The following is a 24,578-nucleotide window of genomic DNA, read 5'->3' on the forward strand; positions in this document are numbered from 1 at the left end:
AACGGGCGTGGCGGGGGTCACGCCGGGTGACGGAAGCCGATCGTCGGCACGGCCCTGCGCAGGGGCCACGGGCGCGCCGCCGCGGGCAGCAGGTCCTCCAGGAACGCGTACCGCCGGAGCGCGGCCGGGTCCTGGTCGGCGAAGGTCCGCACCCGCTGCCACCAGGCGGCGATCTCGTCCCAGTCCGGTGCCGACAGCGATCCGCCGAACTCCTGCACCGAGAGCGCCGCGGTCAGCCCGGCGAAGGCCAGCCGGTCGGCCAGCGGCCAGTCCGCCAGGGTGCCGGTGACGAATCCTGCGACGAAGACGTCACCGGCCCCGGTCGGATCCAGCGCCTCGACCTCGATCGCGGGGACCTCGGCGCTCGCGCCGGTCGTCGCGTCCACCGCGTACGCGCCCTCCGCGCCCAGGGTGACCACGGCGAGCGGCACCCGCTCGGCCAGGGCGTGGGCGGCGGCGCGCGGGCAGTCGGTACGGGTGTAGCGCATCGCCTCCTCGGCGTTGGGCAGGAACGCCCGGCAGTGCTCCAGGTCGGTGAGGGCGTCCAGGTCCCAGCGGCCGGTCTCGTCCCAGCCGACGTCGGCGAAGATCATCGCACCGTTCCGGGCCGCCGTGGCGACCCAGGGCTCGGCGCGACCGGGGGCGAGCGAGGCGACGGCGGCCCGGGCGCGGGGCGGGCAGCGCGGGAACACGGGCTCCCCGGCGGGGAGCGGGAGCGCCGTTCCGTGGGCGTGCGTCGGACCGGGGGCCTCGTGGCCGTGGGAGACCATCGTGCGCTCGCCCTCGTAGGCCATCGAGACCGTCACCGGCGAGTGCCAGCCGGGGACGGTGTGCGACATGGACAGGTCGATGCCCTCGCCCTGTTCCAGGGCGTCCCAGCAGTACTCCCCGTAGTGGTCGTCGCCGAACGCCGCCGCGAGCGAGGTGTGCAGTCCCAGTCGGGCCAGTGCGGTGGCCATGTTGGCGACGCCGCCGGGGCTGGAGCCCATGCCGCGCGCCCAGGACTCGGTGCCGCGCACCGGGGCGCGGTCCAGGCCGGTGAAGATGATGTCGAGGAAGACCGTCCCGGTGAGGAAGACGTCGCAGTCCGGGTCCTGCGGGGCGCGCAGCCCGTCCAGCGGATCGACACCTGGATTGTCCGTGCTCACCTTGTGCTCCCCGGTCGTGACGGTTCCGGCCAGTCTGCCCGATCCGCCCCCGTATCCGGAGGGTCCGCGCCGCCGCCCGCAGCCGGCTCGCCCCGGCCTCCAGCACAGAGGCACTGACCTGCATAAACGTGAGCTGCTACCCGGCTTCCCACGACACAAACGCATGAGTGACTCAGATCACGCGAACGCGGCTTTCGGCGGGTCGGGAGCGGTTGATACAAATTGGGCCGCGAGCCCGGTTGGCGCCTCTTGCCGACCCGTGCCCCGTATCTCTTTGTACATCCCGTAATGCCCTCCCCTGCCTTCCGCCGCTTCCTTCGGCATGCCCTGATCAGGAACGCCCATGTCCTCGCGCCCTCGCGCCGCGTGGCCGCTGGTCGCCGTGTTCACCGCCGGTTACCTCGCCGCCTACCTGCTCCCCACCGTCGTCGGGCGGCTCTCCGTCCATCTGGGACTGGGATCGGCCCAGGCCGGTCTGGTGGGCAGCGCCCTGCTGCTGAGTTCGGCGACCGCCGGGTTCACGCTGGCGGGCCGGGTCGAGAGGTACGGGCCGCGCAGGCCCGCGCGGATCGGACTGCTGCTCGCCATGGCCGGATACGGCTGCGCCGCGCTGGCGGGCTCCGTGCCGCTGGTCGTCGCCGGTGCGGTGGTCGGCGGCTTCGGCTCCGGCACGGCGACCGCGGTGGCCGCGGCGGGCATCGCCGCACGGCAGGATCCGCACCGGACCTCGTCACTGGGCCTGCTGAGCGTCTCCGCGACGGCGGGCGCCCTCTACCTGACGATCCCCCACCTCGGCGGCGGTCACCGGCTGCCGTTCGCCTCGATCGCCGTGGTCGCCCTGCTCGTCTGGCCCGCCACCGCACGCCTCGGCGGGGCCGCTCGGGCCGGGACGGCCGCTCCCGCCACGAGCCGGCTGCCGCACCGCCGCTCCGGTCTGGTGCTGGCGGGCTGCATGCTCGTCTGGTCCATGGCGCAGAACGCGCTGTGGGGGGTCAGCAGCCGGATCGGCGCGGTCCAGGTGGGGCTCTCCGAGGTCACCGTCGGCGCGGTGTTCGCCGCCGCGCTCGGCACGGGGCTGCTCGGGGTGATGGGTGCCGGGGTGCTGGGCGCGCGGCTCGGGCGGGCGGTACCGATCGGGGTGGGCACCGTCGTCATCGCGGGGAGCATCGTGCTCAGTTCGTCGGCCGGGAACCTCGGTTCATTCGCGACCGGCGAGATCCTCTGGAACACCGTCTACCCGGTGGTCCTCTCGTACCTCATCGGCCTTGCCGCCTCCCTGGACGTGCGCGGACGGTGGGCGGTGCTCGCCGGGTCGGCGTCGTCCGTCGGGGTGGCCTGCGGGCCGGTGCTCGGCAGCGTGCTGTCCGAGCGGGCCGGATACCCGGTCATGGGCCTGCTGCTGGGTGCCGTGACGCTCCTGGTCGCCGCCCCGTTCACGGCCGTCGCGCTGCACACCGGCGGCCGCCCCCTGCTGCCGGGCGCGGTGCGCCGCCGGGGTGGCGCACCGGCCGCGCTGCTCGCCGTCACCAGCGGCGCGGTGCCCGGCCCGGTGCCCGAACTGGGCGCGCCCGAGCAAGCGGTCGCGGAGATCAACCCGCCCGCGCTGCGCCGCAGGCGCCCGAGCCGGAATGCGTTCACCACCTGGGGAGCAAGAGGGGGTGGAGCAGCGAGCGGCATCATGGGGCTTCGCGTCCACGGCGGAGGAGGGAGGGCGGGCGGAGTCCTCGCGACCGACGACAACGCGGGAGGCGGAGTCGCGGTGCGTCGCGAGCCCGCCCCCGCTTGCTCCCCAGGTCGTTAGGACCGCCGGACCGTCCGGAACGCCGGGCGAGGGCGCCCCGAGCCCGTCGGGCGGCCGCTGACCGGGCCGCCCGGCAGCGGGATCAGTCGAACGTGTAGGACTCGACCTCGGCCAGGTAGCGGGCCCTGCGCTCCTCGTCGTGGTCGAGGAATGCGGCCTCGAAGGAGTTGCGGGCCAGGGTGCGCAACTGCTCCCGGTCCAGGTCGAGCGCCTCGTGGACGGCGTGGAAGGTGTCGCCGACGTAACCGCCGAAGTAGGCAGGGTCGTCGGAGTTCACCGTGCAGAGCAGCCCGGCGGCCATCATGTCCCGCAGCGGATGCCGCTCCAGGACGTCGACGGCGCGCAGCCGTACGTTGGACAGCGGGCAGAGGGTGAGCGGCACCCGGTCGGCGACCAGCCGCTTCACCAGGTCCGGGTCCTCCATGCAGCGCAGGCCGTGGTCGATGCGCTCGACCCCGAGGACGTCCAGCGCCTCCCGGATGTACTCCGGCGGGCCCTCCTCGCCGGCGTGGGCGACCTTGCGCAGGCCGAGCGCCCCGGCCGCCTCGTACACCTCGCGGAACTTCACCGGCGGGTGTCCGACCTCCGCGGAGTCGAGGCCGACGGCACTGATCCGGTGCAGGTACGGCTTCGCGGCCTCCAGGGTCCGAAGGGCCGACTCGGCGGACTCGTCGCGAAGGAAACACATGATCAGCTGGGTGGAGATGCCGTGCTTCTCCTCGCTGCGGTCCAGCGCCCGGCCGAGCCCCTCGACGACGGTGCCGAGCGGAACGCCGCGGGCGGTGTGGGCCTGCGGGTCGAAGAAGATCTCCGCGTGCCGGACGCCCTGGGCAGCGGCGCGGGCGAGGTAGGCGTCGGCGAGTTCCTCGAAGTCCTGCTCGGTCCGGAGCACCGCCATCAGGGCGTAGTAGAGGTCGAGAAAGCTCTGCAGGTCGTCGAAGAGGTAGGCGGTGCGGAGCTCCTCGGTGTCCGCGTAGGGCAGGGGCACGCCGTTGCGCGCGGCGAGCGCGAAGGCCAGCTCGGGTTCGAGGGTTCCCTCGATGTGGAGGTGGAGTTCGGCTTTGGGGAGGTGGTGCACGGGTTCACGCTCACAAGGGTGGTGCTGGTGTGTTCACCGGTGCGGGGTGGGCGCACAGATGCTGATGTGGTTCGCCGGTACGGGAGGCTCCGCGCGTGCTGCACGGCTCGCGACCGGAGGGTCAGGGATGGTGCCGGGTGGGCACCGGGATGCGGTCGAGGTCGCGGGCGACGGTGAGCCCGCCCTCGAATCCCGCGGCGCGGGCCTGGGCCTCGAACAGGGACGGGTCGTCGTACCGCTGGGAGAAGTGGGTCAGCACGAGATGCCGCACGCCCGCGTCCCGGGCCACCCGCGCCGCCTGCCCGGCGGTCAGGTGCCCGTGCTCGGTGGCGAGCCGTTCGTCCTCGTCGAGGAAGGTCGACTCGATGACCAGCAGATCGCATCCCTCGGCGAGCACGTGGACGCCGTCGCAGAGCCGGGTGTCCATGATGAACGCGAACCGTTGGCCGCGCCGGTGCTCGGAGACGTCGTCGAGCGTGACCGCGCCGAGGGCGCCCTCCCGCTGGATCCGGCCGACGTCCGGCCCCCTGATGCCGTACTCGGCGAGCTTGGCGGGCAGCATGCGGCGGCCGTCGGGTTCCACCAGCCGGTAGCCGTACGACTCGACGGGGTGCGAGAGGCGGTGCCCGCTGAGCGTGTACGCGTCCGTGACGGCGAGCACGCCGTCGGCGGCGACCGGGGCCTCGGCGAGTTCGACGGTCTCGCGGTAGGCGGTCGCGTACCGCAGCCGTTCGAAGAAGCGCCTGCCGCTCGCCGGGTAGTGCGCGGTGACCGGGTGCGGGACCTGGTCGAGGTTGATCCGCTGGATCACCCCGGCCAGGCCCAGCGAGTGGTCGCCGTGGAAGTGCGTGACGCAGATCCGGTCGATGTCGTGCGCGGCGACACCGGCCCGCAGCATCTGGCGCTGGGTGCCCTCACCGGGATCGAAGAGGATGCCCGCTCCGTCCCAGCGCAGCAGATAGCCGTTGTGGTTGCGGTGTCTGGTCGGGACCTGGCTGGCGGTGCCGAGGACCACGAATTCGCGTACGGACACGGTGTGCGGTCGCCCGTTCCTAGCCCGGGGGCCACTGCATGCCACGGCCGCCGAGGACGTGGGCGTGCGCGTGGAACACGGTCTGGCCCGCGCCGGCACCGGTGTTGAGGACGATCCGGTAACCGGTTTCGGTGATCTTCTCGTCGGCGGCGACGTTCCCGGCCTCGCGCAGCACATCGGCGGCGACGGCGGGCTCGGCGGCGGCGAGCGAGGCGGCGTCCGCGTGGTGGAGCCGCGGGATGACCAGGACGTGCGTGGGCGCCTGGGGATTTATGTCCCGGAAGGCGACGGTGGTCTCGGTCTCCCGGACGATGGTGGCCGGGATCTCACCCGAGACGATCTTGCAGAACAGGCAGTCGGGCTGCGGCTCTCCCGCCATGCGGTCGGCTCCTCGGTCGATGGTGGTGTGCGTAGGGCATGGTATCGGGGCCGGTGCGGGGCCGGTGCGGCACGTAGGCGCACCGCACCGGCCCCGGACGGCCGGACCGGGCGGGCTACTCCCCCGGCCGCTGCGGCGCGCACTTCGCCGGTGTCTCGGCGAGCGACGCCAGCGCGATCCGGATCGCCTCGTCCAGCTGCGGGTCGCGCCCCGCCGCGTGGTCCTGCGGTGCCATCACGACCTCGACGTCGGGGTCGACGCCGTGGTTCTCCACGCCCCAGCCCTGGCCCTCCAGCCAGAAGGCGTACTTGGGCTGGGTGACCGCCGTCCCGTCGACGAGCGTGTAGCGGCTGTCGATGCCGACCACGCCGCCCCAGGTCCGCGTGCCCACGACCGGCCCGATGCGCAGCGCCTTGATCGCGGCGTTCACGATGTCGCCGTCCGAACCGGAGAACTCGTTGGCGACGGCGACCACCGGGCCGCGCGGCGCGTCCTCCGGATAGCTGACGGCCCGTCGGCCACGCGGCAGGTCCCAGCCGATGACGCGCCGGGCCAGCTTCTCCACGACCAGCTGCGAGGTGTGACCGCCCCGGTTTCCCCGGACGTCCACGACCAGCCCCTCATGGGCCACCTCGACGCGCAGGTCGCGGTGGAGCTGCGCCCAGCCGGAGCCGACCATGTCGGGGACGTGGACGTAGCCGAGACGCCCGCCGGAGTGCTCGTGCACGTACGCCCGGCGGTCGGCGACCCACGCGTGGTAGCGCAGCGCCTCCTCGTCGGCGATCGGCACGACGACGACGTGACGCGGGTCGCCGCCGTCCACCGGTGAGACCGTCAGCTCGACGGGCTTGTCAGCCGAGCCGGCGAGCAGCGGTCCGGGCCCGGCCAGCGGGTCGACCGCGCATCCGTCCACGGCCAGGATCGTGTCCCCGACGCGCACCGCCACGCCGGGGGCGGCGAGCGGCGAGCGGGCCTGCGGGTCGGAGGTCTCGGACGGCAGGATCCGGTCGACGCGCCAGCCGCCCTCGTCCGTACGGGAGATGTCGGCCCCGAGGAGGCCCTGCCGGGTGGCCTCGTCCCGCCACCAGGCGGGCGGTGTCACATAGGCGTGGGAGGTTCCGAGCTCGCCCTGCACCTCCCACAGCAGGTCCATCAGGTCGTCGTGGGTGGCGACCCGCGCCAGCACCGGGCGGTAGCGCTCCAGGACCGCGTCCCAGTCGACACCGCCCATGTCGGCGCGCCAGAAGTTGTCCCGCATGATGCGCCCGGCCTCGTCGTACATCTGGCGCCATTCGGCGGCCGGGTCGAGGGTGCGGCGGATCCGGGAGAGGTCGACGGTGACGCCGTCGCCGCCGTCGTGGTCGTCGTCCGCGGGCACCCGGCTGTCGGACGGCACGACGCGCAGCTTGCCGCCGGTGCGCAGGGCGAGGCGCCGCCCGTCGCCGCTGACCGAGAATCCGCTGACGTCGGAGGCGAGTTCCTCGCAGCGCAGCTTGTCCAGGTCGTAGCGCTCCAGGCTGGTTTCGGGCCCGCGGGAGTCCGGGGTGGCGCCGCTCGTGCCGAGCACCCCGGTCACCGGGTGGCACAGCCACAGCAGCCCGTCCTTCGCGGCGCGCAGCGAGGAGTACCGGCCGGCCTCCACCGGCATGGGCACGATCCGGTCGGCGAGGCCGTCGAGGTCGATGCGGGTGACGGGCAGCGCGGTCGGGTTGTCCTCGTCCTCGCCGCTCTTCTCCTTCTCGGTCGGTCGGCCGTGCCGCTGCGGCCCGAACGGGGAGGGTGTGCCGGCGGCGAGCGTCAGCAGGTGCGGGCGGCAGGCGCCGATGAAGGCCAGGTCGAAGACGTGGGCGTCGTAGACCGGGTCGAAGGAGCGCTCGGAGAGGAAGGCGAGGTGCTTTCCGTCGGTGGTGAACGCGGGGGCGAAGTCCCGGAAGCGCAGCGGCGTCGCCTCGGCCACCGACAGGTCGGCGAGGTGGGCGAGCTTCAGCTGCCGGAGGGGTTCGGGCCCGGGGTGCGACCAGGCGAGCCAGGCCGAGTCGGGGGAGAAGACGAGGCCGGAGGCGTCGCCGTGCTCGCTGCTGTCGACCTCGTGGACCTCGCCGCTCTCCCGCTCGACGACCAGGACCCGCCCGTCGTGCGCGGCGACGGCGAACCGGCTGCCGTCGGGGGCCGCGGCGAGGCCGAGTACCCGGCCGAGGCGGCCCGCGGCGAGGCGCCGGGGCACGGCTCCCGGCGCGGTGCCGGTGGCGGGGGCGCACTCCAGGGCGTCGTCGCCCTCGGCGTCGGTGACCCAGACGACGTGCTGGTCGCCGTCGGCCTGGAAGGTGCGGGGCATCCTGGCGCGCACGCCGGGTTCGGCGGCGAGCGCGCGGGCCGGGCCGTCGCGGTGGGTGACCCAGTGGACGGCGCCGCGCGAGGCGACCGCGCTGCCGCGTCCGCTGCGGTCCGGGGACGCCGTTTCGAGGTGCCCGGCGGCGTGCACCGGGTGGGGCTGGAGGTCGGCGCGCTGGCCTCCGAGCCGGAGGTCGAGGCGGCGGGGCCCGGCCCCTTCGAGGTCGTCCAGCAACCAGAGTTCACCGGCCGAGGCGTAGGCGACACGGGTGCCGTCGGTGGTCGCGTGGCGGGCGTAGAAGCCTTCGACGCCGGTGTGCCGACGCAGGTCGGAGCCGTCGGGGAGCGAGGAGTAGACCGCGCCGACGCCCTCGTGGTCGGAGAGGAAGGCGATCCGGTCCCCGACCCACATCGGTGCCTCGATGTTCCCGTCGAGGTCCGCGTGGAGCCGTACGAACTCCGCCTGTCCGTCGGCCGCTTCCTCGGTCTGGATCCACAACCTGCCCGCGGTGCCGCCCCGGTAGCGCTTCCAGGAGGCGGCCTCGCGCCCCATGGTGGCCGAGAGCAGCAGGACCCGTCCCCCGGGCCCGTGCGCGAGGGCACCGACCGGGCCGTACGGCAGGGTGCGGGCGGGGCCGCCGTCGACCGGGACGGCCCTGGCCCAACTGCGCAGCAGCGACGCCTTTCCCCGGGTGCTGATGGCCAGGACGTCGCCCTCGGGCGTCCAGCCGCGCACCGAGGTCCGTGCGTCGCCCCAGTACGTGAGCCGTGCGGAGGGTCCGCCGTCGACCGGTGCGATGTGCACCTCGGGTGCCCCGTCCCGGGTGGACGTCCAGGCGACCCGGGTTCCGTCGGGGGATATCCGCGGATGGTTGACCGGGCGGTTGTCGGCGCTGACACGCCAGGCCCGGCCGCCGTCCAGCGGTGCCAGCCAGACGTCGTCCTCGGCGGTGAAGGCGATCAGATCGCCGTGGACATGGGGATATCGGAGGTAGGCAGGCTGCGTCACACCGATCACCCTAGGCCGCGGCGGTGCTCCGCGGTACCGGGTTGGCCGGAGTCCGTCGGCCGCCCGGACACCGCGTCCGCGGTCACTTGCCCCAGGACACACCCGGCACCGTCACCGTCACGGTGACCGCCGGCCGGGCGCCCTCCTGGCCGTTGTCCCGCAGCGGGTACACCGCCCCGAACGTCGGCCTGGCGTCGCAGTCGCCGAGCACATCCGTCCGGAAGACGGCCCTGCCACCGGCCCGCGCGGTCAAGTCGCCACGCACGCAACGGCCGTCGAGCGCCTGGGTCACCGTGCCGCTGAGCGTGACGTCCGTGCCGCTGCCGGTCCGCCCGGTGCAGTCGACGTGCCCGGTCCGGGGCACGGAGGCGGCGGGCGAGGCGTTCACCGCCACGGTCCCGTCGACACCGGCCGAGCAGCTCAGCCAGCGCACGTCGACGCCATTGCGCTGGAGGGCGCTGGTGCCGGTCCGGTCGGTGGTCACGGCGATGGATGCGGAGTTCAGCCCGCCGACCGGATCACAGGCGACGGCGCCCGCGACCGCCGCCGCCGTGAGCGCGGACGCGGCCAGAAAACGACGGATTGCACGTGGGCTCCATGCCCTTGATGTCCCCATACGGGCAGCTTCCCACCGTTCGCCCGCCAACCGGTAGACACTGCGGACGGCGTGCGGCCACATGGGGGGTGACACCGGCGCGCGGGAGGGCGCTCATGCCCAGCGGCCGGTGCGCCCCATCAGCAGGGCAGTCGCCGCCGTGCCGGCCGTCGAGGTGCGTAGCACGCTCGTACCGAGCCGACAGGTCCGGGCACCCGCCTCGGCGAAGACCGCGAGTTCGTCCGGCGACACCCCGCCCTCCGGGCCGACGACCAGCACGATCTCGCCCTGGGTGGGGAGTTGGACGGTGGCCAGCGGCTCACTGCCGTGCTCCCGCTCCTCGTGCAGGACGGCGGCGAAGTCGGCCGCGGCCACCAGCGCGGCGACCTGCTTGGTGGTCAGTGCGTCCGCGACCTCCGGGAAGCGCACCCGGCGCGACTGCTTTCCCGCCTCCCGGGCGGTGGCACGCCATTTCGCGAGGGACTTGAGGCCGCGGTCGCCCCGCCACTGGGTGATGCAGCGCGACGCCTGCCAGGGCACGATCGCGTCGACGCCGGTCTCCGTCATCGTCTCCACGGCGACCTCGCCGCGGTCCCCCTTGGGCAGGGCCTGGACGACGGTGATCCGGGGCGAGGGCTCCGGCTCCTCGTGGACGGCCGCCAGATCGGCGAGGTGGAGCCGGTCCTTGCCCTCGGCGGCGGCGACCACCCCCTGCGTCCAGCGACCATGACCGTCCGTCAGCACGACGCCCTCGCCGGGGCGCAGCCGCTTCACCGAGACGGCGTGCCGCCCCTCGGACCCCTCCAGCACGAACTCGGGCCCCTCCGGAACCTGTTCGACGACGAAGACCGGTGCGGTCACTGGGTGCTCCCTGTGCTCATGGCCGCCCGCGCGGCTTCCAGTTCCTCGGCGAGCAGGCCGACCAGCCGGCCGGCGGACACCTCGCGCGCCATCCGGTGCCCCTGTCCCGCCCACAGGGCCATGCCCTGGGCGTCCCCGGCCTTGGCCGCGGCCTTGCGCAACCCGGCGGTCAGGTGGTGGACCTGGGGGTAGGCGGCGGGGGCGTACGGGCCGTGCTCACGGACGAAGCGGTTGACCAGGCCGCGGGCGGGGCGCCCGGAGAACGCCCGGGTCAGAGTGGTCCCCGCGAAGAGCGGGTTGGTCAGTGCCTGCTTGTGCAGGGGGCTCGCGCCGGACTCGGGGCAGACCAGGAACGCCGTGCCCAGCTGTGCCGCCGCCGCGCCCGCGCCGAGCACCGCGGCGATCTGGGAGCCGCGCATCAGCCCGCCGGTGGCGACGATCGGGAGCTCCACGGTCTCACGGACCTGCGCCACCAGGGAGAGCAGCCCGATGCCGGTGCCGTCGGTCAGCGGGTCGTCGCGGTGGGTGGACTGGTGGCCGCCCGCCTCCACCCCCTGCGCGCACACCGCGTCGGCGCCCGCCCACTGCGCCGCCTGCGCCTCCTCCGGCGTGGTCACCGTCACGACGGTGTACGAGCCGACACCGGCGAGCGCGTCGAGGGTGTCGCGGGTCGGGCAGCCGAAGGTGAAGGAGACGACCGGGACGGGGTCGTCCAGCAGGATGGCGAGCTTGGCCTCGTAGCCGTCGTCGGCGCCCCCGTCGTCCGGGTCGCCGAGCGAGATCTCGTACCAGGCGGCCTCACCGGCGAGCTGGTGCCGGTACACCTCGACGGCGCTCGGGTCGGCGAGGGCGGGCTGCGGCATGAAGAGGTTGACGCCGAAGGGCCGCCCGGTCAGCGCGCGCGCCTGCTCGATCTCGTGGTACATACCGTCCGCCGTCTTGTAGCCGGCGGCGAGGAAACCCAGCCCGCCCGCCTCGGAGACGGCGGCGGCGAGCTGCGGGCCGGAGGCACCGCCCGCCATCGGCGCCTGCACGATCGGATACCGGCAGAGATCGGTCAACACGGATGACATGACCGCATCGTGTCACGTTCGGCGCGATGCGTCGTGCGCGGCCTGCGGCCCGCTTCGCCCCGACCGTCGGACGGGCCCGGCGAGCGGGCCCGTCCGACGGTCACGGGGAATCGTGCGCGGGGGCGTCAGCGCCCGTTGAAGGCGTCCTTCAACCGCGAGAACAGCCCCTGCTGGCCGGGCTGGAACTGGCCGGTGGGCCGTTCCTCGCCGCGCATCTTGGCCAGGTCCCGCAGGAGGCGCTCCTGCTCCGGGTCGAGCTTCGTCGGGGTCATCACCTCGACGTGCACCACCAGGTCACCGCGTCCGCCGCCCCGCAGATGCGTGATGCCGCGGCCGTGCAGCGGGACCGACTGGCCGGACTGGGTGCCGGGCCGGATGTCGACCTCCTCCAGCCCGTCGAGCGTCTCCAGCGGCACCTTGGTGCCGAGGGCACCCGCCGTCATCGGAATGGTGACGGTGCAGTGCAGGTCGTCGCCGCGGCGCTGGAACACCGGGTGCGCCAGCTCGTGGATCTCCACGTACAGGTCACCGGCCGGGCCACCGCCGGGGCCGACCTCGCCCTCGCCCGCGAGCTGGATGCGGGTGCCGTTGTCGACACCTGCGGGGATCTTCACGGTGAGCGTCCGCCGCGAGCGGATGCGGCCGTCCCCGGCGCACTCCGGGCACGGGGTCGGCACGATCGTGCCGAAGCCCTGGCACTGCGGGCAGGGCCGCGAGGTCATGACCTGGCCGAGGAACGACCGGGTGACCTGCGAGACCTCGCCGCGGCCACGGCACATGTCACAGGTCTGGGCGGAGGTGCCGGGGGCGGCGCCCTCGCCGCTGCACGTGGTGCAGACGACGGCCGTGTCGACCTGGATGTCCTTGGTGGTGCCGAACGCCGCCTCGGCGAGCTCGATCTCCAGCCGGATCATGGCGTCCTGGCCGCGCCGGGTGCGCGAGCGGGGCCCGCGCTGCGACGACGTGCCGAAGAAGGCGTCCATGATGTCGGAGAAGTTGCCGAAGCCGCCCTGTCCGAAGCCGCCCGCGCCACCGCCGCCGCCGGAGGCGGACAGCGGGTCGCCGCCGAGGTCGTAGACCTGCTTCTTCTGCGGGTCCGACAGCACCTCGTAGGCGGCGTTGATCTCCTTGAACCGCTCCTGGGTCTTCGGATCGGGATTCACATCCGGGTGGAGCTCGCGGGCGAGCCTCCGGAATGCCTTCTTGATCTCGTCCTGGGATGCGTCGCGGCGTACGCCGAGTACGGCGTAGTAGTCCGTGGCCACTTACGACTCCGCCAGGATCTGTCCGACGTAACGTGCCACTGCGCGTACCGCTCCCATCGTTCCGGGGTAGTCCATGCGGGTCGGTCCGACCACGCCGAGTTTGGCGACTGCCTCGTCGCCCGAACCGTAGCCGACCGCGACGACGGACGTGGAGTTCAGTCCTTCGTGGGCGTTCTCGTGCCCGATGCGTACGGTCATGCCCGAGTCCTTGGCCTCGCCGAGCAGCTTCAGCAGCACGACCTGTTCCTCCAGCGCCTCCAGCACCGGCCGGATCATCACGGGGAAGTCGTGCCCGAAGCGCGTGAGGTTGGAGGTGCCGCCGATCATCAGCCGCTCCTCCGTCTCCTCGACGAGGGTTTCGAGCAGGGTGGAGAGCACGGTGGACACGGTTCCCCGGTCCTCGCTCTCGAAGGATTCCGGCAGGTCCTGCACCAGTTGCGGGACGTCCGTGAAACGGCGTCCGACGACCCGGCTGTTGAGCCGGGCCCGCAGATCGGCGAGAGAGGTCTCGCCGAACGGCGCGGGACAGTCGATCATGCGCTGCTCGACCCGGCCGGTGTCCGTGATCAGCACGAGCATCAGCCGGGCGGGGGCCAGCGACAGCAGTTCCACATGCCGCACCGTCGACCGGGTCAGCGAGGGGTACTGCACGATGGCGACCTGCCGGGTCAGCTGCGCGAGCAGCCGGACGGTGCGGCCCACCACGTCGTCGAGGTCGACCGCGCCGTCGAGGAAATTGTGGATGGCGCGGCGTTCCGGCGACGAGAGGGGCTTGACGCCCGCGAGCCTGTCGACGAAGAGCCGGTAGCCCTTGTCCGTCGGGATGCGGCCCGCGCTGGTATGGGGCTGGGCGATGAAGCCCTCGTCCTCCAGCACCGCCATGTCGTTGCGGACGGTGGCCGGGGACACCCCCAGCTTGTGCCGCTCGGTCAGGGCCTTGGAACCGACGGGCTCCTCGGTGCCCACGTAGTCCTGGACGATGGCGCGCAGCACTTCGAGTCTGCGTTCGCTGAGCATCGCGCGCACCTCCAGTAGTCGTTCAGCGGTGGTTCTCGGGCCGTGCGTGGGGCCTCGCCCGTTCTTTCCCGGGAATCCCCCTGGCACTCTGTCGACGCGAGTGCCAGCAATCCCCCGGTCAGTGTACGGCGGTCGAGTGGGGACCTAGCAAGAGCAACCGGCCGGACCGTCGTGAGACCGCGCGGGCCACTGCCGATAGCGTCCCGGTATGGACGTGTCTTGGGAAGAGTTCGGCTGGGAGCGACTCGGTCACGGTGTGGGCCGGTGCCGTCTCCCCGGGTGGGACGCGACGGTCGGGCTGGTGGCCGGAGCCGGCGGAGTGCTGCTCTGCGACACCGGATCGACGCTCCGCGAGGGGACGGAGATCCGGGACCGGGTGCGGGCGCTGCTCGGCCGGGACGTGACGCATGTCGCACTCAGCCACCCGCACTTCGACCACGTGCTGGGCACTGCCGTGTTCTCCGGCGCCGAGGTGTACGGGGCGGCGGGCATGGCCGACTTGCTGAGGCGCGAGGCGGACGGGATCCGCGCCTCCGCGGTGCGTCACGGGGTGTCCGGGCAGGACGCGTCGGCGGCCGTCGACGTGCTGGTGGCACCCGACCACGAGGTGGCCGACGCGCTGACGCTCGACCTGGGCGGCGGGCGCCGGGTGCTGCTGGCGAACCTCGGCCCGGCGCACAGCGGGCACGACCTGGTGGCCGTCGTGCCCGGTGCCCCCGCGGTGGTGTTCTGCGGCGACCTGGTCGAGGAGTCCGGCGAACCGCAGGCGGGCCCGGACGCGGTCCCGTCACGCTGGCCGGGCGCCCTGGACCGGCTGCTGGCGCTCGGCGGCGAGGACGCGGTGTACGTGCCGGGGCACGGGGCGGTGGTGAACGCGGCGTTCGTCCGGGAGCAGCGCGACCGGCTGGCCGCCCTGCACGGCAGCGTGTGAGGGCCCGTCGGGTGGCCTGCGGTCGCAGGCCACCCGACGGACTCCGGTGTCCGTGTCCCACGGCGGGCGCGAGGACCGGGAGACCGCCCCTGCGGCGTGTCGTGGCCCCCGCCCGTCCTATCGTCGTGCGATGCGCAGCTACCAGCCGGACCTGACCCCGCCGTGGAAGAGGTCCGCCCCCGTTCCCGAGGTCCCCGCGGAAGCCGATCTGGTCGTGGAGGAGGTCGCCACCGGTTTCTGCGGTGCGGTGATCCGCTGCGAGAAGACGGCCCAGGGCCCGACGGTGACCCTGGAGGACCGCTTCGGCAAGCACCGGGTGTTCCCGATGGAGCCGCGCGGCTTCCTGCTGGAGGGCAGAGTGGTCACGCTGGTGCGCCCGACGGCGTCGGCCCCGGCACGTCCCGCGCGCACGGCCTCCGGATCGGTCGCCGTCCCCGGCGCCCGCGCCCGGGTGGCACGGGCGGGCCGGATCTACGTGGAGGGCCGGCACGACGCGGAGCTGGTCGAACGGGTCTGGGGCGACGACCTGCGGATCGAGGGCGTGGTCGTCGAGTACCTGGAGGGCATCGACGACCTTCCGGCCGTCGTGCGCGCCTTCTCCCCCGGTCCGGACGCCAGACTGGGCGTCCTGGTGGACCATCTGGTCCCCGGCTCCAAGGAGTCCCGGATCGCGGAGCAGGTGTCCGACGCGAACGTGCTGGTGGTCGGCCATCCCTACATCGACGTGTGGGAGGCGGTGAAGCCGTCGTCCGTGGGCATCGGCGGCTGGCCGTCGGTGCCGCGCGGCCAGGACTGGAAGACCGGTGTGTGCCGGGCGCTGGGCTGGGAGGAGAACACGGGTGCGGCCTGGCAGCGCATCCTGTCCTCGGTGCGCTCGTACCGGGACCTGGAGCCGTCCCTGCTGGGTTCCGTGGAACACCTGATCGACTTCGTGACGGCGCCGGAGGAGTAGCCCGCGGCGTTCCGGGGGGGGTGCGGTGCGGGGTGCACCGTGTCCGTCGTCCGTGCCCGCCCCCGGTCCGGCCCGCCGTCCGCGTCCGGTTCCCGTGCGCTCTGCTCCGCCGTCCGCCGCCCGCTCAGTCGACCAGGTCGCGTACCACCGCGTCGGCCAGCAGCCGCCCGCGCAGCGTGAGCACCGCCCGGCCCCGTCCGTACGACTCGGCCTGCAGCAGTCCGTCCTTGACCGCCCGCCCCGCCGCGGCCAGCCCGTCCGCCTTCAGCAGCGACAGCGGACAGCCGTCCACGAGGCGCAGCTCCAGCAGGATCCGCTCGACCCGCCGGTCCTCGGCGGAGAGGATCTCGCGCCCGGCCCCCGGCGACCGCCCCCCGGCCAGCGCCTGTGCGTACGCCCCGGGGTGCTTCACGTTCCACCAGCGCACCCCGCCGACGTGGCTGTGCGCCCCGGGACCGGCGCCCCACCAGTCGGCTCCGCGCCAGTACAGCTCGTTGTGCAGGCAGCGGCCCTCGGGCGTGCGGGCCCAGTTCGACACCTCGTACCAGGAGAAGCCCGCCGCGGTCATCGCCTCCTCCGCGATCAGGTAGCGGTCGGCGTGGGCGTCGTCGTCGGTCATCGGGATCTCACCGCGCCGGATGCGCCGGGCCAGCCCGGTGCCCTCCTCGACGATCAGCGCATACGCCGACACGTGGTCCGGGCCGGCCCCGATCGCCGCGTCCAGCGAGGCCCGCCAGTCGTCGTCGGACTCGCCGGGCGTGCCGTAGATCAGGTCGAGGTTGACATGCGCGAAGCCCGCCTCGCGGGCCTCGGCGACGCATGCCTCGGGGCGGCCGGGCGTATGCGTGCGGTCCAGGATCTTCAGCACGTGCTGCCGGGCGCTCTGCATGCCGAACGAGATCCGGTTGAAGCCGCCCGCCCGCAGCTCGGCGAGGTAGGCCGGGCCGACGGATTCCGGATTGGCCTCGGTGGTGACCTCGGCATCGGGCGCGAGTCCGAACTCGTCGCGGATCGCCCCCAGCATCCGGACCAGGTCGGCGGCGGCCAGCAGGGTCGGCGTGCCGCCGCCGACGAAGACCGTGCGGACCCGGCGGGGATCGTCGCCGAGGACCTTACGGGCCCGGCGGACCTCCTCGATCAGGTGGCCGGCGTAGTTGTCCCGGGAGGCGAGCACGCCGCCGGAACCGCGCAGCTCGGTCGCGGTGTAGGTGTTGAAGTCGCAGTAGCCGCAGCGGGTCGCGCAGTAGGGCACGTGCAGGTAGAAGCCGAGCGGCCGGTCGGCGGCGCCTTCCAGGGCATGGCGGGGCAGCGCCCCGTCGTCGGGTACGGGTTCACCATCGGGCAGTACGGAAGGCATACCGCCCATTGTCACTCGTCGGCAGGGGTTCCCGGCCACGTCCGCCCGGCCGGGAACCGTCGGGCCACGCGCCGGCCCCGACAGCCGTGGAAGGACGAACCCGGCCCGGGGCCGGATCCCCGGCCGCTCCGTCCCCACCGGGCCTCACCGCGGGCGTGCTCGTCGGCGGCACGCCATGCGGCGGCCGTTCCCCGCCCCCGCCGGGCCTCACCCCGCCTGGAGCACCAGCAGCGCCAGGTCGTCGTCCGGCGGGCGCTCGGCGAATTCGTGCACGGCCCGTTTGATCCGGTCCGCTATTCCGTCCGCCGACAGCCCCGCACAGTCGGCCAGGGCTCGGGCCAGGCCGTCCCCGTCGTCGAACATCAGCGTTCCGGAGCGCCGCTCGGTCACCCCGTCGGTGACGCACAGCAGGCTGTCGCCGGGCGCCAGATCGAAGCTCTGGCTCTCGTAGGAGACATCGTCGAAGATGCCGAGCAGCATCTGCGGGTCGGCCGCCGGGCGCACCGCCCCGTCGGGCCGCAGCAGCAGCGGCAGCGGGTGTCCGGCGCTGGCCAGGGTGCAGCGCACCCCACCGTCCGGCAGCGGAACGAGTTCCCCGTACAGCAGGGACAGGAAGCGGGACTGCCCGGTGTCCGCGGTGTGCTGGCCGCCCGCCGCGGCCACCATGAGCGCGGCGGCCTCGGCGGCCTCCATCGCATCGTCCAGGAGCAGCCGGTTGAGCCGGTCCAGCACTTCGCCGACGCCGAAGCCCTCCCGGGCCAGCAGCCGCAGCCAGGGCCGGGCGAGGCCGGTGACGACGGCGGCCTCGGGGCCGCTGCCCTGGACGTCGCCGAGGACGAAGCACCAGCGGTCACCGGGGCACGGGAAGATGTCGTAGAAGTCGCCGCCGACGACCCCGTCGTCGCTGGGCTCGTACACCAGTGAACTGCTCACCCCGGGTATGTCGGCGACCTTGCCGGGCAGCAGCGCCCGTTGCAGGATGCGGCTGATGGTGGCCTGGCGGGTGTAGGCGCGGGCGGCGCCGACGGCGAGGCCGACCCTGCGGACGAAGTCCTCTATCAGCGCGGTCACCTCGTCGGGCACGCGCCCGGCGCCCTCCCGGCCGAGGAGCACGGCTCCGAGGGTCCGGCCGCCCGAAGTGATCCGGTAGGCGAGGGCGGACCCGGCGTGCGGCTCGTCCGTCGTCGGCGCCTCGCCCTCCTCCTCGCCCCAGGGCCAGGCCAGCGAGACCGGGCCGGTGCCGACCCGTTCGGGCAGCCGGATCGGGGCCTGCTCCAGCGCCGTGCGCAGGCCGGGGGTCTCGGTCTCGTCCCGGTGCCAGACGCTGGCCAGCCGGGGGACGGCCACCGGTCCACCGTTCTCGGGCTCCAGCCAGATCGCGCACCAGTCGGCGAGCCGGGGAACGAGTAACTGTCCGGCGAGCGCCGCCACGATGTCCTCGTCGAGCTGTCCGGCGAGCAGGTCCGACGCCTCGGCGAGGAAGGACAGCGCGCCGCGGCCCGCCCAGTCCGCGTCGTCGCGCAGGGCCCGCCGGGCGGTGGGGGCGAGCAGTTCGGCGGCGCGCAGTCCCTGCTGGAATCCGGGTTCGCCGGACGCCTCGGGGAACGGGTTCCAGTCGTCGACGGGGAGGCGGGCCCAGACGGTCTTCAGACCGGTGCGGTAGGTGATGCCCCAGCGCTCGGCGAGGGTGCCGACGAGCTGGAGACCGCGGCCGTACTCGACCGGATCGGTGGGAACGGCGTACCCGGCGGCGCCGTCCGCCGGGCCGCCCTCGGCCGGGCGGTCGCTGCGCACGGCCCGCGCGGGATGGTGGTCGGAGACCTCCAGCACCAGGGCGGCGGACTCGACATCGGTGGCCTCCTCCAGCCGGCACAGCAGCTCGACGTTGGTTCCGGCGTGCACGACCGCGTTCGTGATCAGCTCGCTGACGACGACCGAGGCGTCGTCGGCGAGGCGTTCGCTGCATCCCACGGCCGTCGGCAGTCCGAGCCCGCTCCACCCGGCGAGCGCGGCCCGGACGAACCGGCGTCCCGCGGAGGGCGCGAGAAGGTTTCCGGGCAGGGTCGTACGGGCGACCGGCCGCTCCTCCGGGTGGCCGACGGTGATACCGGGACGCTGAACGATGTCCCGCTGCAAGGGAACGGACCCCACGGTGCAGCTCCTGACCTGTTCTCGCTCTGGCTGTTCTCGTTGCTGTCTTTCTCGCTGGACGTCACTGACGACACCGACAGACTGACAGATTGACCATGCCCATAAGAGGCGAGTTGCCGAAGTGAGCGGAGAACATCAGGACCTGACGCACCGTGCGGTCGGCACGGAAGCACCCGGAGCGCGCCCCGTGAGGCCCATCGGCACGGGGGCCTCACGGGGCCCGTCACGCCTCCCAGGTGCATCCGTGCGGGTCAGTTGGGCCCCGGCGGTCCGGCCCCGGCGGTTCGGCCCCGGCGGCCGAACCGGCCCCAGGGCCCTTCGTCCGGACCGGGCGAGCCCGGCACGGCCCGGACGAGGGGGTCCGGTGCCGCCGCCGGACACGGCCCAGGGCGTGTGCCGAAAATAGCGTCGTCCGCCCGGAGGGCGGGACTTTCGACACACGCCCCCTATGCCTCGCGGGCCCCCGCGTACATGTCCTCGATGAGGTCCTTGTACTCGCGCTCGACGACGGGGCGCTTCAGCTTCAGACTGGGCGTCAGTTCACCGTGCTCGATGTCCAGATCACGCGGCAGCAGCCGGAACTTCTTGATGGTCTGCCAGCGCTGGAGCCCCTCGTTGAGCCGTCGTACGTAGCCGTCGACGAGCTCGACGGTCCGCGGCGAGGCCACCACGTCGGCGTACGACTTCCCGCCCATGCCGTTCTCGGCGGCCCAGCCGAGGATGGCGGGCTCGTCGAGCGCGATCAGGGCGGTGCAGTAGTTGCGGTCCGCGCCGTGCACCAGGATGTTCGAGACGAACGGGCAGACCGCCTTGAACTGTCCCTCGACCTCCGCGGGGGCGATGTACTTGCCGCCGGACGTCTTGATCAGGTCCTTCTTGCGGTCGGTGATCCGCAGGTAGCCGTCCACGGACAGCTCGCCGATGTCCCCGGTGTGGAACCAGCCGTCCGCCTCCAGCACCTCGGCGGTCTTCTCCGGCTGCCCGTGGTAGCCCTCCATCAGACCGGGGCCGCGCAGCAGGATCTCGCCGTCGTCGGCGATCCGCACCTCGGTGCCGGGCAGCGGCTTGCCGACGGTGCCGGTGCGGTACGCCTCGCCCGGGTTGACGAAGGAGGCGGCGCTGGACTCGGTGAGGCCGTAACCCTCCAGGATGTGGATGCCTGCGCCCGCGAAGAAGTAGCCGATGTCGGGGGCGAGCGCGGCGGAGCCGGAGACGCAGGCGCGCAGCCGGCCGCCGAACGCCTCCCTGATCTTGGCGAAGACGAGGGCGTCGGCGAGCTTGTGCTTGGCCCCGAGCCCGAACGGAACGGACCCCGTGCCGGTGCGCCGGAAGTTGTCCTGCGAGACCTTCGCGTATTCGCGGGCCACTCCGGCCGCCCACTGGAAGATCTTGTACTTGGCCCCGCCGCCGGCCCGTGCCTTGGCTGCGACCCCGTTGTAGACCTTCTCGAAGATCCGGGGAACGGCGGCCATGTAGGTCGGCTGGACCACCGGAAGGTTCTCGATGATCTTGTCCACCCGGCCGTCCACGGCGGTGACGTGACCGACCTCGATCTGACCGGAGGTGAGGACCTTGCCGAAGACGTGCGCGAGCGGCAGCCAGAGGTACTGGACGTCGTGCTCGGTGATCAGCCCGGTCGAGACGGTGGCCTTGGCCATGTACGACCAGTTGTCGTGCGGCAGACGCACCCCCTTGGGGCGGCCGGTGGTGCCCGAGGTGTAGATGAGGGTGGCCAACTGGTCCGAGGTGATGGCGGCGACCCGCTCCTTCACCGCCTCGGGGTGCTTCGCCAGGTACTCGGCACCGCGGGCCTCCAGGTCGGCCAGGGTGAGCAGCCAGCCCTCGGGATCGTCCTCGGCGGCCTCGGCGTCCTCGGCATCGATGACGACGACGTGGGCGAGCTCGGGCAGGTCGGCCCGGCACTCGCGCGCCTTCGCCAGTTGCTGCGCGTCCTCGGCGATCAGTACCCGGCTCCCGGAGTCGGCGAGGATGAACGCCGACTCCTCGGTGTTGGTCGACGGGTAGACCGTGGTGGTCGCGGCGCCCGCGCACATCACGCCGAGGTCGGCGAGGATCCATTCCACGCGGGTGGAGGAGGCGAGCGCGACGCGCTGCTCCGGCAGCACGCCCAGCCCGATGAGTCCCGCCGCGATCGCGTACACGCGCTCGGCGGCCTGTGCCCAGCTCAGCGACTTCCAGTCATCGGGTCCCTCGCCGGTGGCCGAGGGGACCGGGTAGCGGTACGCCTCCCCGTCGGGGGTGGCCGCCACGCGGTCGGCGAAGAGGTTCGCCACGGAGGGCGGTCGGTTCTCGATCTGGGTCAGTGTGTCGCTCACGACATCCTCCGGGCCTGCGGCAGTGCTTCACGACCGGCTGCTGGTCGCTGCTGGTGGCTATGTGTGGCTGCTTGTTTCCTGCGGGTTCTTGCCGGGTTCCTGCTGGGCCTGCTCTTGGTTGTTGCCGGTGTGCTGCTCGTTTCCTGCGCGTCGTGCGCCACGCGTCGCCCTCCGCGCGGCTTCCCGTGCCTTCTCTGCTTGCCGGTTTCCGCGTACGTCCGCGTGGTTCTCCGCTTCGGTCCGCGAGCCTCGTCGTCCGTGCGTGCGGTGCGCGTCCCGCACGCTCTGCGGCGTACGTCCGACGGCACTCGACCCCACTTGTTTAACTGGCGAGTAACCACGAGGCCGTGATCAGGGTAGAGCGCCCGCGTCCGCCGCGTAAGAGGCAACGGGCCGCCGCTTCATAACAAACGGGCCCCTGTGTCGCGGCGTGCGGCGACACAGGGGCCCGTCGGGGCCGACACCGGGCGGAGCGGTGCGGATGGGGGGCCGCGGCGGGCGGGCGCGGCATTCGCACCCGCCCGCCACATGGCGACCGCCTACTTCTTGGCCTTGCCGTCCCCGCCCGACTCGTCCGTGGACAGCACGGCGATGAATGCCTCCTGCGGCACCTCCACGCTGCCGACCATCTTCATCCGCTTCTTGCCCTCCTTCTGCTTCTCCAGCAGCTTCCGCTTGCGGGAGATGTCACCGCCGTAGCACTTGGCGAGAACGTCCTTGCGGATGGCGCGGACGGTCTCGCGGGCGATGACCCGGGAGCCGATGGCCGCCTGGATCGGCACCTCGAAGTTCTGCCGCGGGATCAGCTCGCGCAGCTTGGCGACCAGCCGCACACCGTAGGCGTACGCCTTGTCCTTGTGCGTGACCGCGGAGAACGCGTCGACCTTGTCGCCGTGCAGCAGGATGTCGACCTTGACGAGCTGCGCGGTCTGCTCGCCGGTGGGCTCGTAGTCGAGGGAGGCGTACCCGCGCGTCTTGGACTTCAGCTGGTCGAAGAAGTCGAAGACGATCTCGGCGAGCGGCAGGGTGTAGCGGATCTCGACGCGGTCCTCGGAGAGGTAGTCCATGCCGAGCAGGGTGCCGCGACGACTCTGGCAGAGCTCCATGATCGCGCCGATGAACTCGCTGGGCGCGAGGATCGTGGCGCGCACGACGGGCTCGTGCACCTGGTCGATCTTGCCCTCGGGGAATTCGCTCGGGTTGGTGACGGTGTGCTCGGTGCCGTCCTCCATGTCGACGCGGTAGACCACGTTGGGCGCGGTGGCGATGAGGTCGAGGCCGAACTCGCGCTCCAGCCGCTCGCGGATCACGTCGAGGTGGAGCAGGCCGAGGAAACCGACGCGGAAGCCGAAGCCGAGCGCGGCGGAGGTCTCCGGCTCGTACACCAGGGCGGCGTCGTTGAGCTGGAGCTTGTCGAGCGCCTCGCGCAGGTCCGGGTAGTCCGAGCCGTCCAGCGGGTACAGGCCCGAGAACACCATCGGCTTGGGGTCCTTGTAGCCGCCCAGCGCCTCGGTCGCACCCTTGTTCAGGGAGGTGATGGTGTCACCGACCTTGGACTGCCGGACGTCCTTCACACCGGTGATGATGTAGCCCACCTCGCCCACGCCGAGGCCGTCGGCCGGGGTCATCTCCGGGGAGGACACCCCGATCTCCAGCAGTTCGTGGGTGGCGCCGGTGGACATCATCCGGATGCGCTCGCGCTTATTGAGCTGCCCGTCGACGACACGGACGTACGTGACGACGCCGCGGTACGAGTCGTAGACCGAGTCGAAGATCATCGCGCGGGCCGGGGCGTCCGCCACCCCGACCGGGGCCGGGACGTCCTTGACCACCCGGTCGAGCAGGGCGTCCACGCCGACACCGGTCTTCGCGGAGACCTTGAGCACGTCCTCCGGCCGGCAGCCGATGAGGTTGGCCAGCTCCTCGGAGAACTTCTCCGGCTGCGCGGCCGGCAGGTCGATCTTGTTGAGCACCGGGACGATGGTGAGGTCGTTCTCCATCGCCAGGTAGAGGTTGGCCAGTGTCTGGGCCTCGATCCCCTGCGCGGCGTCCACCAGCAGGATCGTGCCCTCGCATGCGGCGAGCGAGCGCGAGACCTCGTAGGTGAAGTCCACGTGGCCCGGGGTGTCGATCATGTTGAGGACGTGGGTGCGGCCCTGGTCCTCACCCGTCGTAGGGGCCCAGGGCAGACGCACTGCCTGGGACTTGATGGTGATGCCGCGCTCGCGCTCGATGTCCATCCGGTCGAGGTACTGAGCACGCATCTGCCGCTGGTCGACCACGCCCGTCAGCTGGAGCATGCGGTCGGCAAGGGTCGACTTGCCGTGGTCGATGTGCGCGATGATGCAGAAGTTGCGGATCAGCGCCGGGTCGGTACGGCTCGGCTCGGGCACGTTGGTAGGAGTCGCGGGCACGCAGGGTCCTGATTCTTGAGACGCCGAACGCCGTGTCTCGGGTCGATGTCGGTTCGGTCGGATCGATACGTAGCCTCCATCGTCCCATGGTTGCGGGGCGGGGACCGGTTTGGGCCGGTCCGAGCGGGGCTGGTACCGTTGACAGCTGTGTCTCGCGACTCTCCCGGGCCGCGGGACACACATCGAAGATCCAACGAACCTGAAAAGGCTCTTTCGTGGCGAACATCAAGTCCCAGATCAAGCGGAACAAGACGAACGAGAAGGCGCGCCTGCGCAACAAGGCCGTCAAGTCCTCGCTCAAGACCGCTATCCGCAAGGCCCGTGAGGCCGTCGCCGCCGGTGACGTCGAGAAGGCCACCACGGCCACTCGCGACGCCTCCCGTGCGCTCGACAAGGCCGTCTCGAAGGGTGTCATCCACAAGAACGCCGCCGCCAACAAGAAGTCGGCGCTGGCCTCCAAGGTTGCCTCCCTCCAGGGCTGAGCTGTCTGAGATCCACCTGCCGGAACGGATCAGCGGGCCCTCTCTCCCGCCCCTGCCCGGCCCCCGCGCCGCACACCGAACCTGCGTTCGCCACGCGGGTGCGGCGCACCAAGCGTGAACCGGAGGCCCCGGCCCCGCTCTCCCCGGAGCGCGGTCGGGGCCTTCGGCGTGCCCTGGGCCCTTGACACATGAGCGCCCTCGGCGCACCCGGTCCGGCCCGGCCCGCGCGGCCCCCGCCGGATGACGGGCGAGAGCCGACGGCCGGGTCACGGGGCCGGAAAACAGCGGGCAGCACAAAGCGGGAACCGACAGACGGCCCATCGGACGAGAAGCGGGGGCGGATACGACCGGCAGGCCGTCCGAGC

The 24,578-nt window shown here is 72.7% G+C and carries 18 protein-coding genes; 4 read left to right on the plus strand and 14 right to left on the minus strand.

Annotated elements, in window-relative coordinates; all coding sequences use genetic code 11:
- Positions 1-17 precede the first annotated feature (17 nt).
- On the minus strand, positions 18-1,148 hold the full coding sequence (locus ACFC79_RS05140) for a carbohydrate kinase family protein (protein ID WP_376235377.1): 1,131 nt from the start codon (positions 1,146-1,148) through the stop codon (positions 18-20).
- 343 nt (positions 1,149-1,491) lie between these two features.
- On the opposite strand from ACFC79_RS05140, the gene ACFC79_RS05145 reads away from it, so the two are divergent.
- Positions 1,492-2,949 carry an MFS transporter gene (locus ACFC79_RS05145; RefSeq protein ID WP_376235379.1) on the plus strand — a complete coding sequence of 486 codons (1,458 nt, stop codon included), beginning with the start codon at positions 1,492-1,494 and terminating at the stop codon, positions 2,947-2,949.
- A gap of 82 nt (positions 2,950-3,031) precedes the next feature.
- On the opposite strand, the gene ACFC79_RS05150 is transcribed toward ACFC79_RS05145, so the two are convergent.
- From ACFC79_RS05150 to hrcA, 9 genes are all read right to left on the minus strand, one after another.
- The gene (locus ACFC79_RS05150; protein WP_376235381.1) at positions 3,032-4,027 is read right to left on the minus strand and encodes an adenosine deaminase; all 996 of its coding nucleotides are present in this window, start codon (positions 4,025-4,027) and stop codon (positions 3,032-3,034) included.
- A 121-nt stretch (positions 4,028-4,148) separates the two neighbouring features.
- Positions 4,149-5,060 (minus strand): ribonuclease Z, encoded by a 912-nt coding sequence (locus ACFC79_RS05155; protein ID WP_376235383.1) that lies wholly within the window; start codon positions 5,058-5,060, stop codon positions 4,149-4,151.
- Between the two features lie 19 nt (positions 5,061-5,079).
- On the minus strand, positions 5,080-5,439 hold the full coding sequence (locus tag ACFC79_RS05160) for a histidine triad nucleotide-binding protein (RefSeq protein ID WP_376235385.1): 360 nt from the start codon (positions 5,437-5,439) through the stop codon (positions 5,080-5,082).
- 115 nt (positions 5,440-5,554) lie between these two features.
- A complete protein-coding gene (locus ACFC79_RS05165; protein ID WP_376235388.1) occupies positions 5,555-8,779 on the minus strand; it encodes a S41 family peptidase in 3,225 nt (1,074 codons plus the stop codon).
- 82 nt (positions 8,780-8,861) lie between these two features.
- Positions 8,862-9,395, minus strand: coding sequence for a hypothetical protein (locus ACFC79_RS05170; RefSeq protein ID WP_376235390.1), 534 nt, complete (start codon positions 9,393-9,395; stop codon positions 8,862-8,864).
- A 93-nt stretch (positions 9,396-9,488) separates the two neighbouring features.
- Positions 9,489-10,235, minus strand: coding sequence for a 16S rRNA (uracil(1498)-N(3))-methyltransferase (locus ACFC79_RS05175; RefSeq protein WP_376235392.1), 747 nt, complete (start codon positions 10,233-10,235; stop codon positions 9,489-9,491).
- A complete protein-coding gene (locus tag ACFC79_RS05180; protein ID WP_376235394.1) occupies positions 10,232-11,308 on the minus strand; it encodes a nitronate monooxygenase in 1,077 nt (358 codons plus the stop codon). The genes ACFC79_RS05175 and ACFC79_RS05180 overlap by 4 nt, the downstream gene beginning before the upstream one ends.
- Positions 11,309-11,433: 125 nt before the next feature.
- Positions 11,434-12,573, minus strand: a complete 1,140-nt coding sequence (dnaJ, locus tag ACFC79_RS05185) for a molecular chaperone DnaJ (protein WP_376235396.1) — start codon at positions 12,571-12,573, stop codon at positions 11,434-11,436.
- Positions 12,574-13,590, minus strand: coding sequence for a heat-inducible transcriptional repressor HrcA (hrcA, locus tag ACFC79_RS05190; RefSeq protein ID WP_366291102.1), 1,017 nt, complete (start codon positions 13,588-13,590; stop codon positions 12,574-12,576).
- Between the two features lie 208 nt (positions 13,591-13,798).
- Here hrcA and ACFC79_RS05195 point away from each other — a divergent pair, with 208 nt between their 5' ends.
- Both ACFC79_RS05195 and ACFC79_RS05200 read left to right on the plus strand, forming a co-directional pair.
- On the plus strand, positions 13,799-14,521 hold the full coding sequence (locus tag ACFC79_RS05195; RefSeq protein WP_376235398.1) for an MBL fold metallo-hydrolase: 723 nt from the start codon (positions 13,799-13,801) through the stop codon (positions 14,519-14,521).
- A gap of 130 nt (positions 14,522-14,651) precedes the next feature.
- Positions 14,652-15,473, plus strand: coding sequence for a DUF3097 domain-containing protein (locus ACFC79_RS05200; protein ID WP_376235400.1), 822 nt, complete (start codon positions 14,652-14,654; stop codon positions 15,471-15,473).
- A 124-nt stretch (positions 15,474-15,597) separates the two neighbouring features.
- Here the strand turns inward: ACFC79_RS05200 and hemW are convergent, their stop codons facing one another.
- The 4 genes from hemW to lepA form a co-directional block, all read right to left on the minus strand.
- Positions 15,598-16,830 carry a radical SAM family heme chaperone HemW gene (hemW, locus tag ACFC79_RS05205; RefSeq protein ID WP_376235402.1) on the minus strand — a complete coding sequence of 411 codons (1,233 nt, stop codon included), beginning with the start codon at positions 16,828-16,830 and terminating at the stop codon, positions 15,598-15,600.
- A 207-nt stretch (positions 16,831-17,037) separates the two neighbouring features.
- Positions 17,038-18,966 carry a SpoIIE family protein phosphatase gene (locus ACFC79_RS05210; RefSeq protein ID WP_376235818.1) on the minus strand — a complete coding sequence of 643 codons (1,929 nt, stop codon included), beginning with the start codon at positions 18,964-18,966 and terminating at the stop codon, positions 17,038-17,040.
- A 461-nt stretch (positions 18,967-19,427) separates the two neighbouring features.
- The gene (locus ACFC79_RS05215; RefSeq protein ID WP_376235405.1) at positions 19,428-21,317 is read right to left on the minus strand and encodes an AMP-dependent synthetase/ligase; all 1,890 of its coding nucleotides are present in this window, start codon (positions 21,315-21,317) and stop codon (positions 19,428-19,430) included.
- Positions 21,318-21,856: 539 nt separating this feature from the next.
- Entirely contained in the window at positions 21,857-23,731 is a 1,875-nt protein-coding gene (gene lepA, locus ACFC79_RS05220) for a translation elongation factor 4 (protein ID WP_376235407.1), read from the minus strand.
- A 215-nt stretch (positions 23,732-23,946) separates the two neighbouring features.
- Between lepA and rpsT the strand changes: the two genes are divergently transcribed.
- Positions 23,947-24,213: a 30S ribosomal protein S20 gene (rpsT, locus tag ACFC79_RS05225; RefSeq protein WP_376235409.1), complete on the plus strand. Its 267-nt coding sequence runs from the start codon at positions 23,947-23,949 to the stop codon at positions 24,211-24,213.
- Positions 24,214-24,578: the final 365 nt, after the last annotated feature.

This window comes from Streptomyces sp. NPDC056061 (assembly GCF_042266885.1).
GTDB lineage: Bacteria > Actinomycetota > Actinomycetes > Streptomycetales > Streptomycetaceae > Streptomyces.

Excerpts from the sequence above, each read along its gene's own strand:
- hemW (WP_376235402.1), bottom strand. The coding sequence starts at position 16,830 with ATGCCTTCCGTACTGCCCGATGGTGAACCCGTACCCGACGACGGGGCG.
- ACFC79_RS05145 (WP_376235379.1), top strand. The coding sequence starts at position 1,492 with ATGTCCTCGCGCCCTCGCGCCGCGTGGCCGCTGGTCGCCGTGTTCACC.
- ACFC79_RS05170 (WP_376235390.1), bottom strand. The coding sequence starts at position 9,395 with ATGGGGACATCAAGGGCATGGAGCCCACGTGCAATCCGTCGTTTTCTG.
- ACFC79_RS05180 (WP_376235394.1), bottom strand. The coding sequence starts at position 11,308 with ATGTCATCCGTGTTGACCGATCTCTGCCGGTATCCGATCGTGCAGGCG.
- ACFC79_RS05195 (WP_376235398.1), top strand. The coding sequence starts at position 13,799 with ATGGACGTGTCTTGGGAAGAGTTCGGCTGGGAGCGACTCGGTCACGGT.
- hrcA (WP_366291102.1), bottom strand. The coding sequence starts at position 13,590 with ATGCTCAGCGAACGCAGACTCGAAGTGCTGCGCGCCATCGTCCAGGAC.
- ACFC79_RS05160 (WP_376235385.1), bottom strand. The coding sequence starts at position 5,439 with ATGGCGGGAGAGCCGCAGCCCGACTGCCTGTTCTGCAAGATCGTCTCG.
- ACFC79_RS05200 (WP_376235400.1), top strand. The coding sequence starts at position 14,652 with ATGCGCAGCTACCAGCCGGACCTGACCCCGCCGTGGAAGAGGTCCGCC.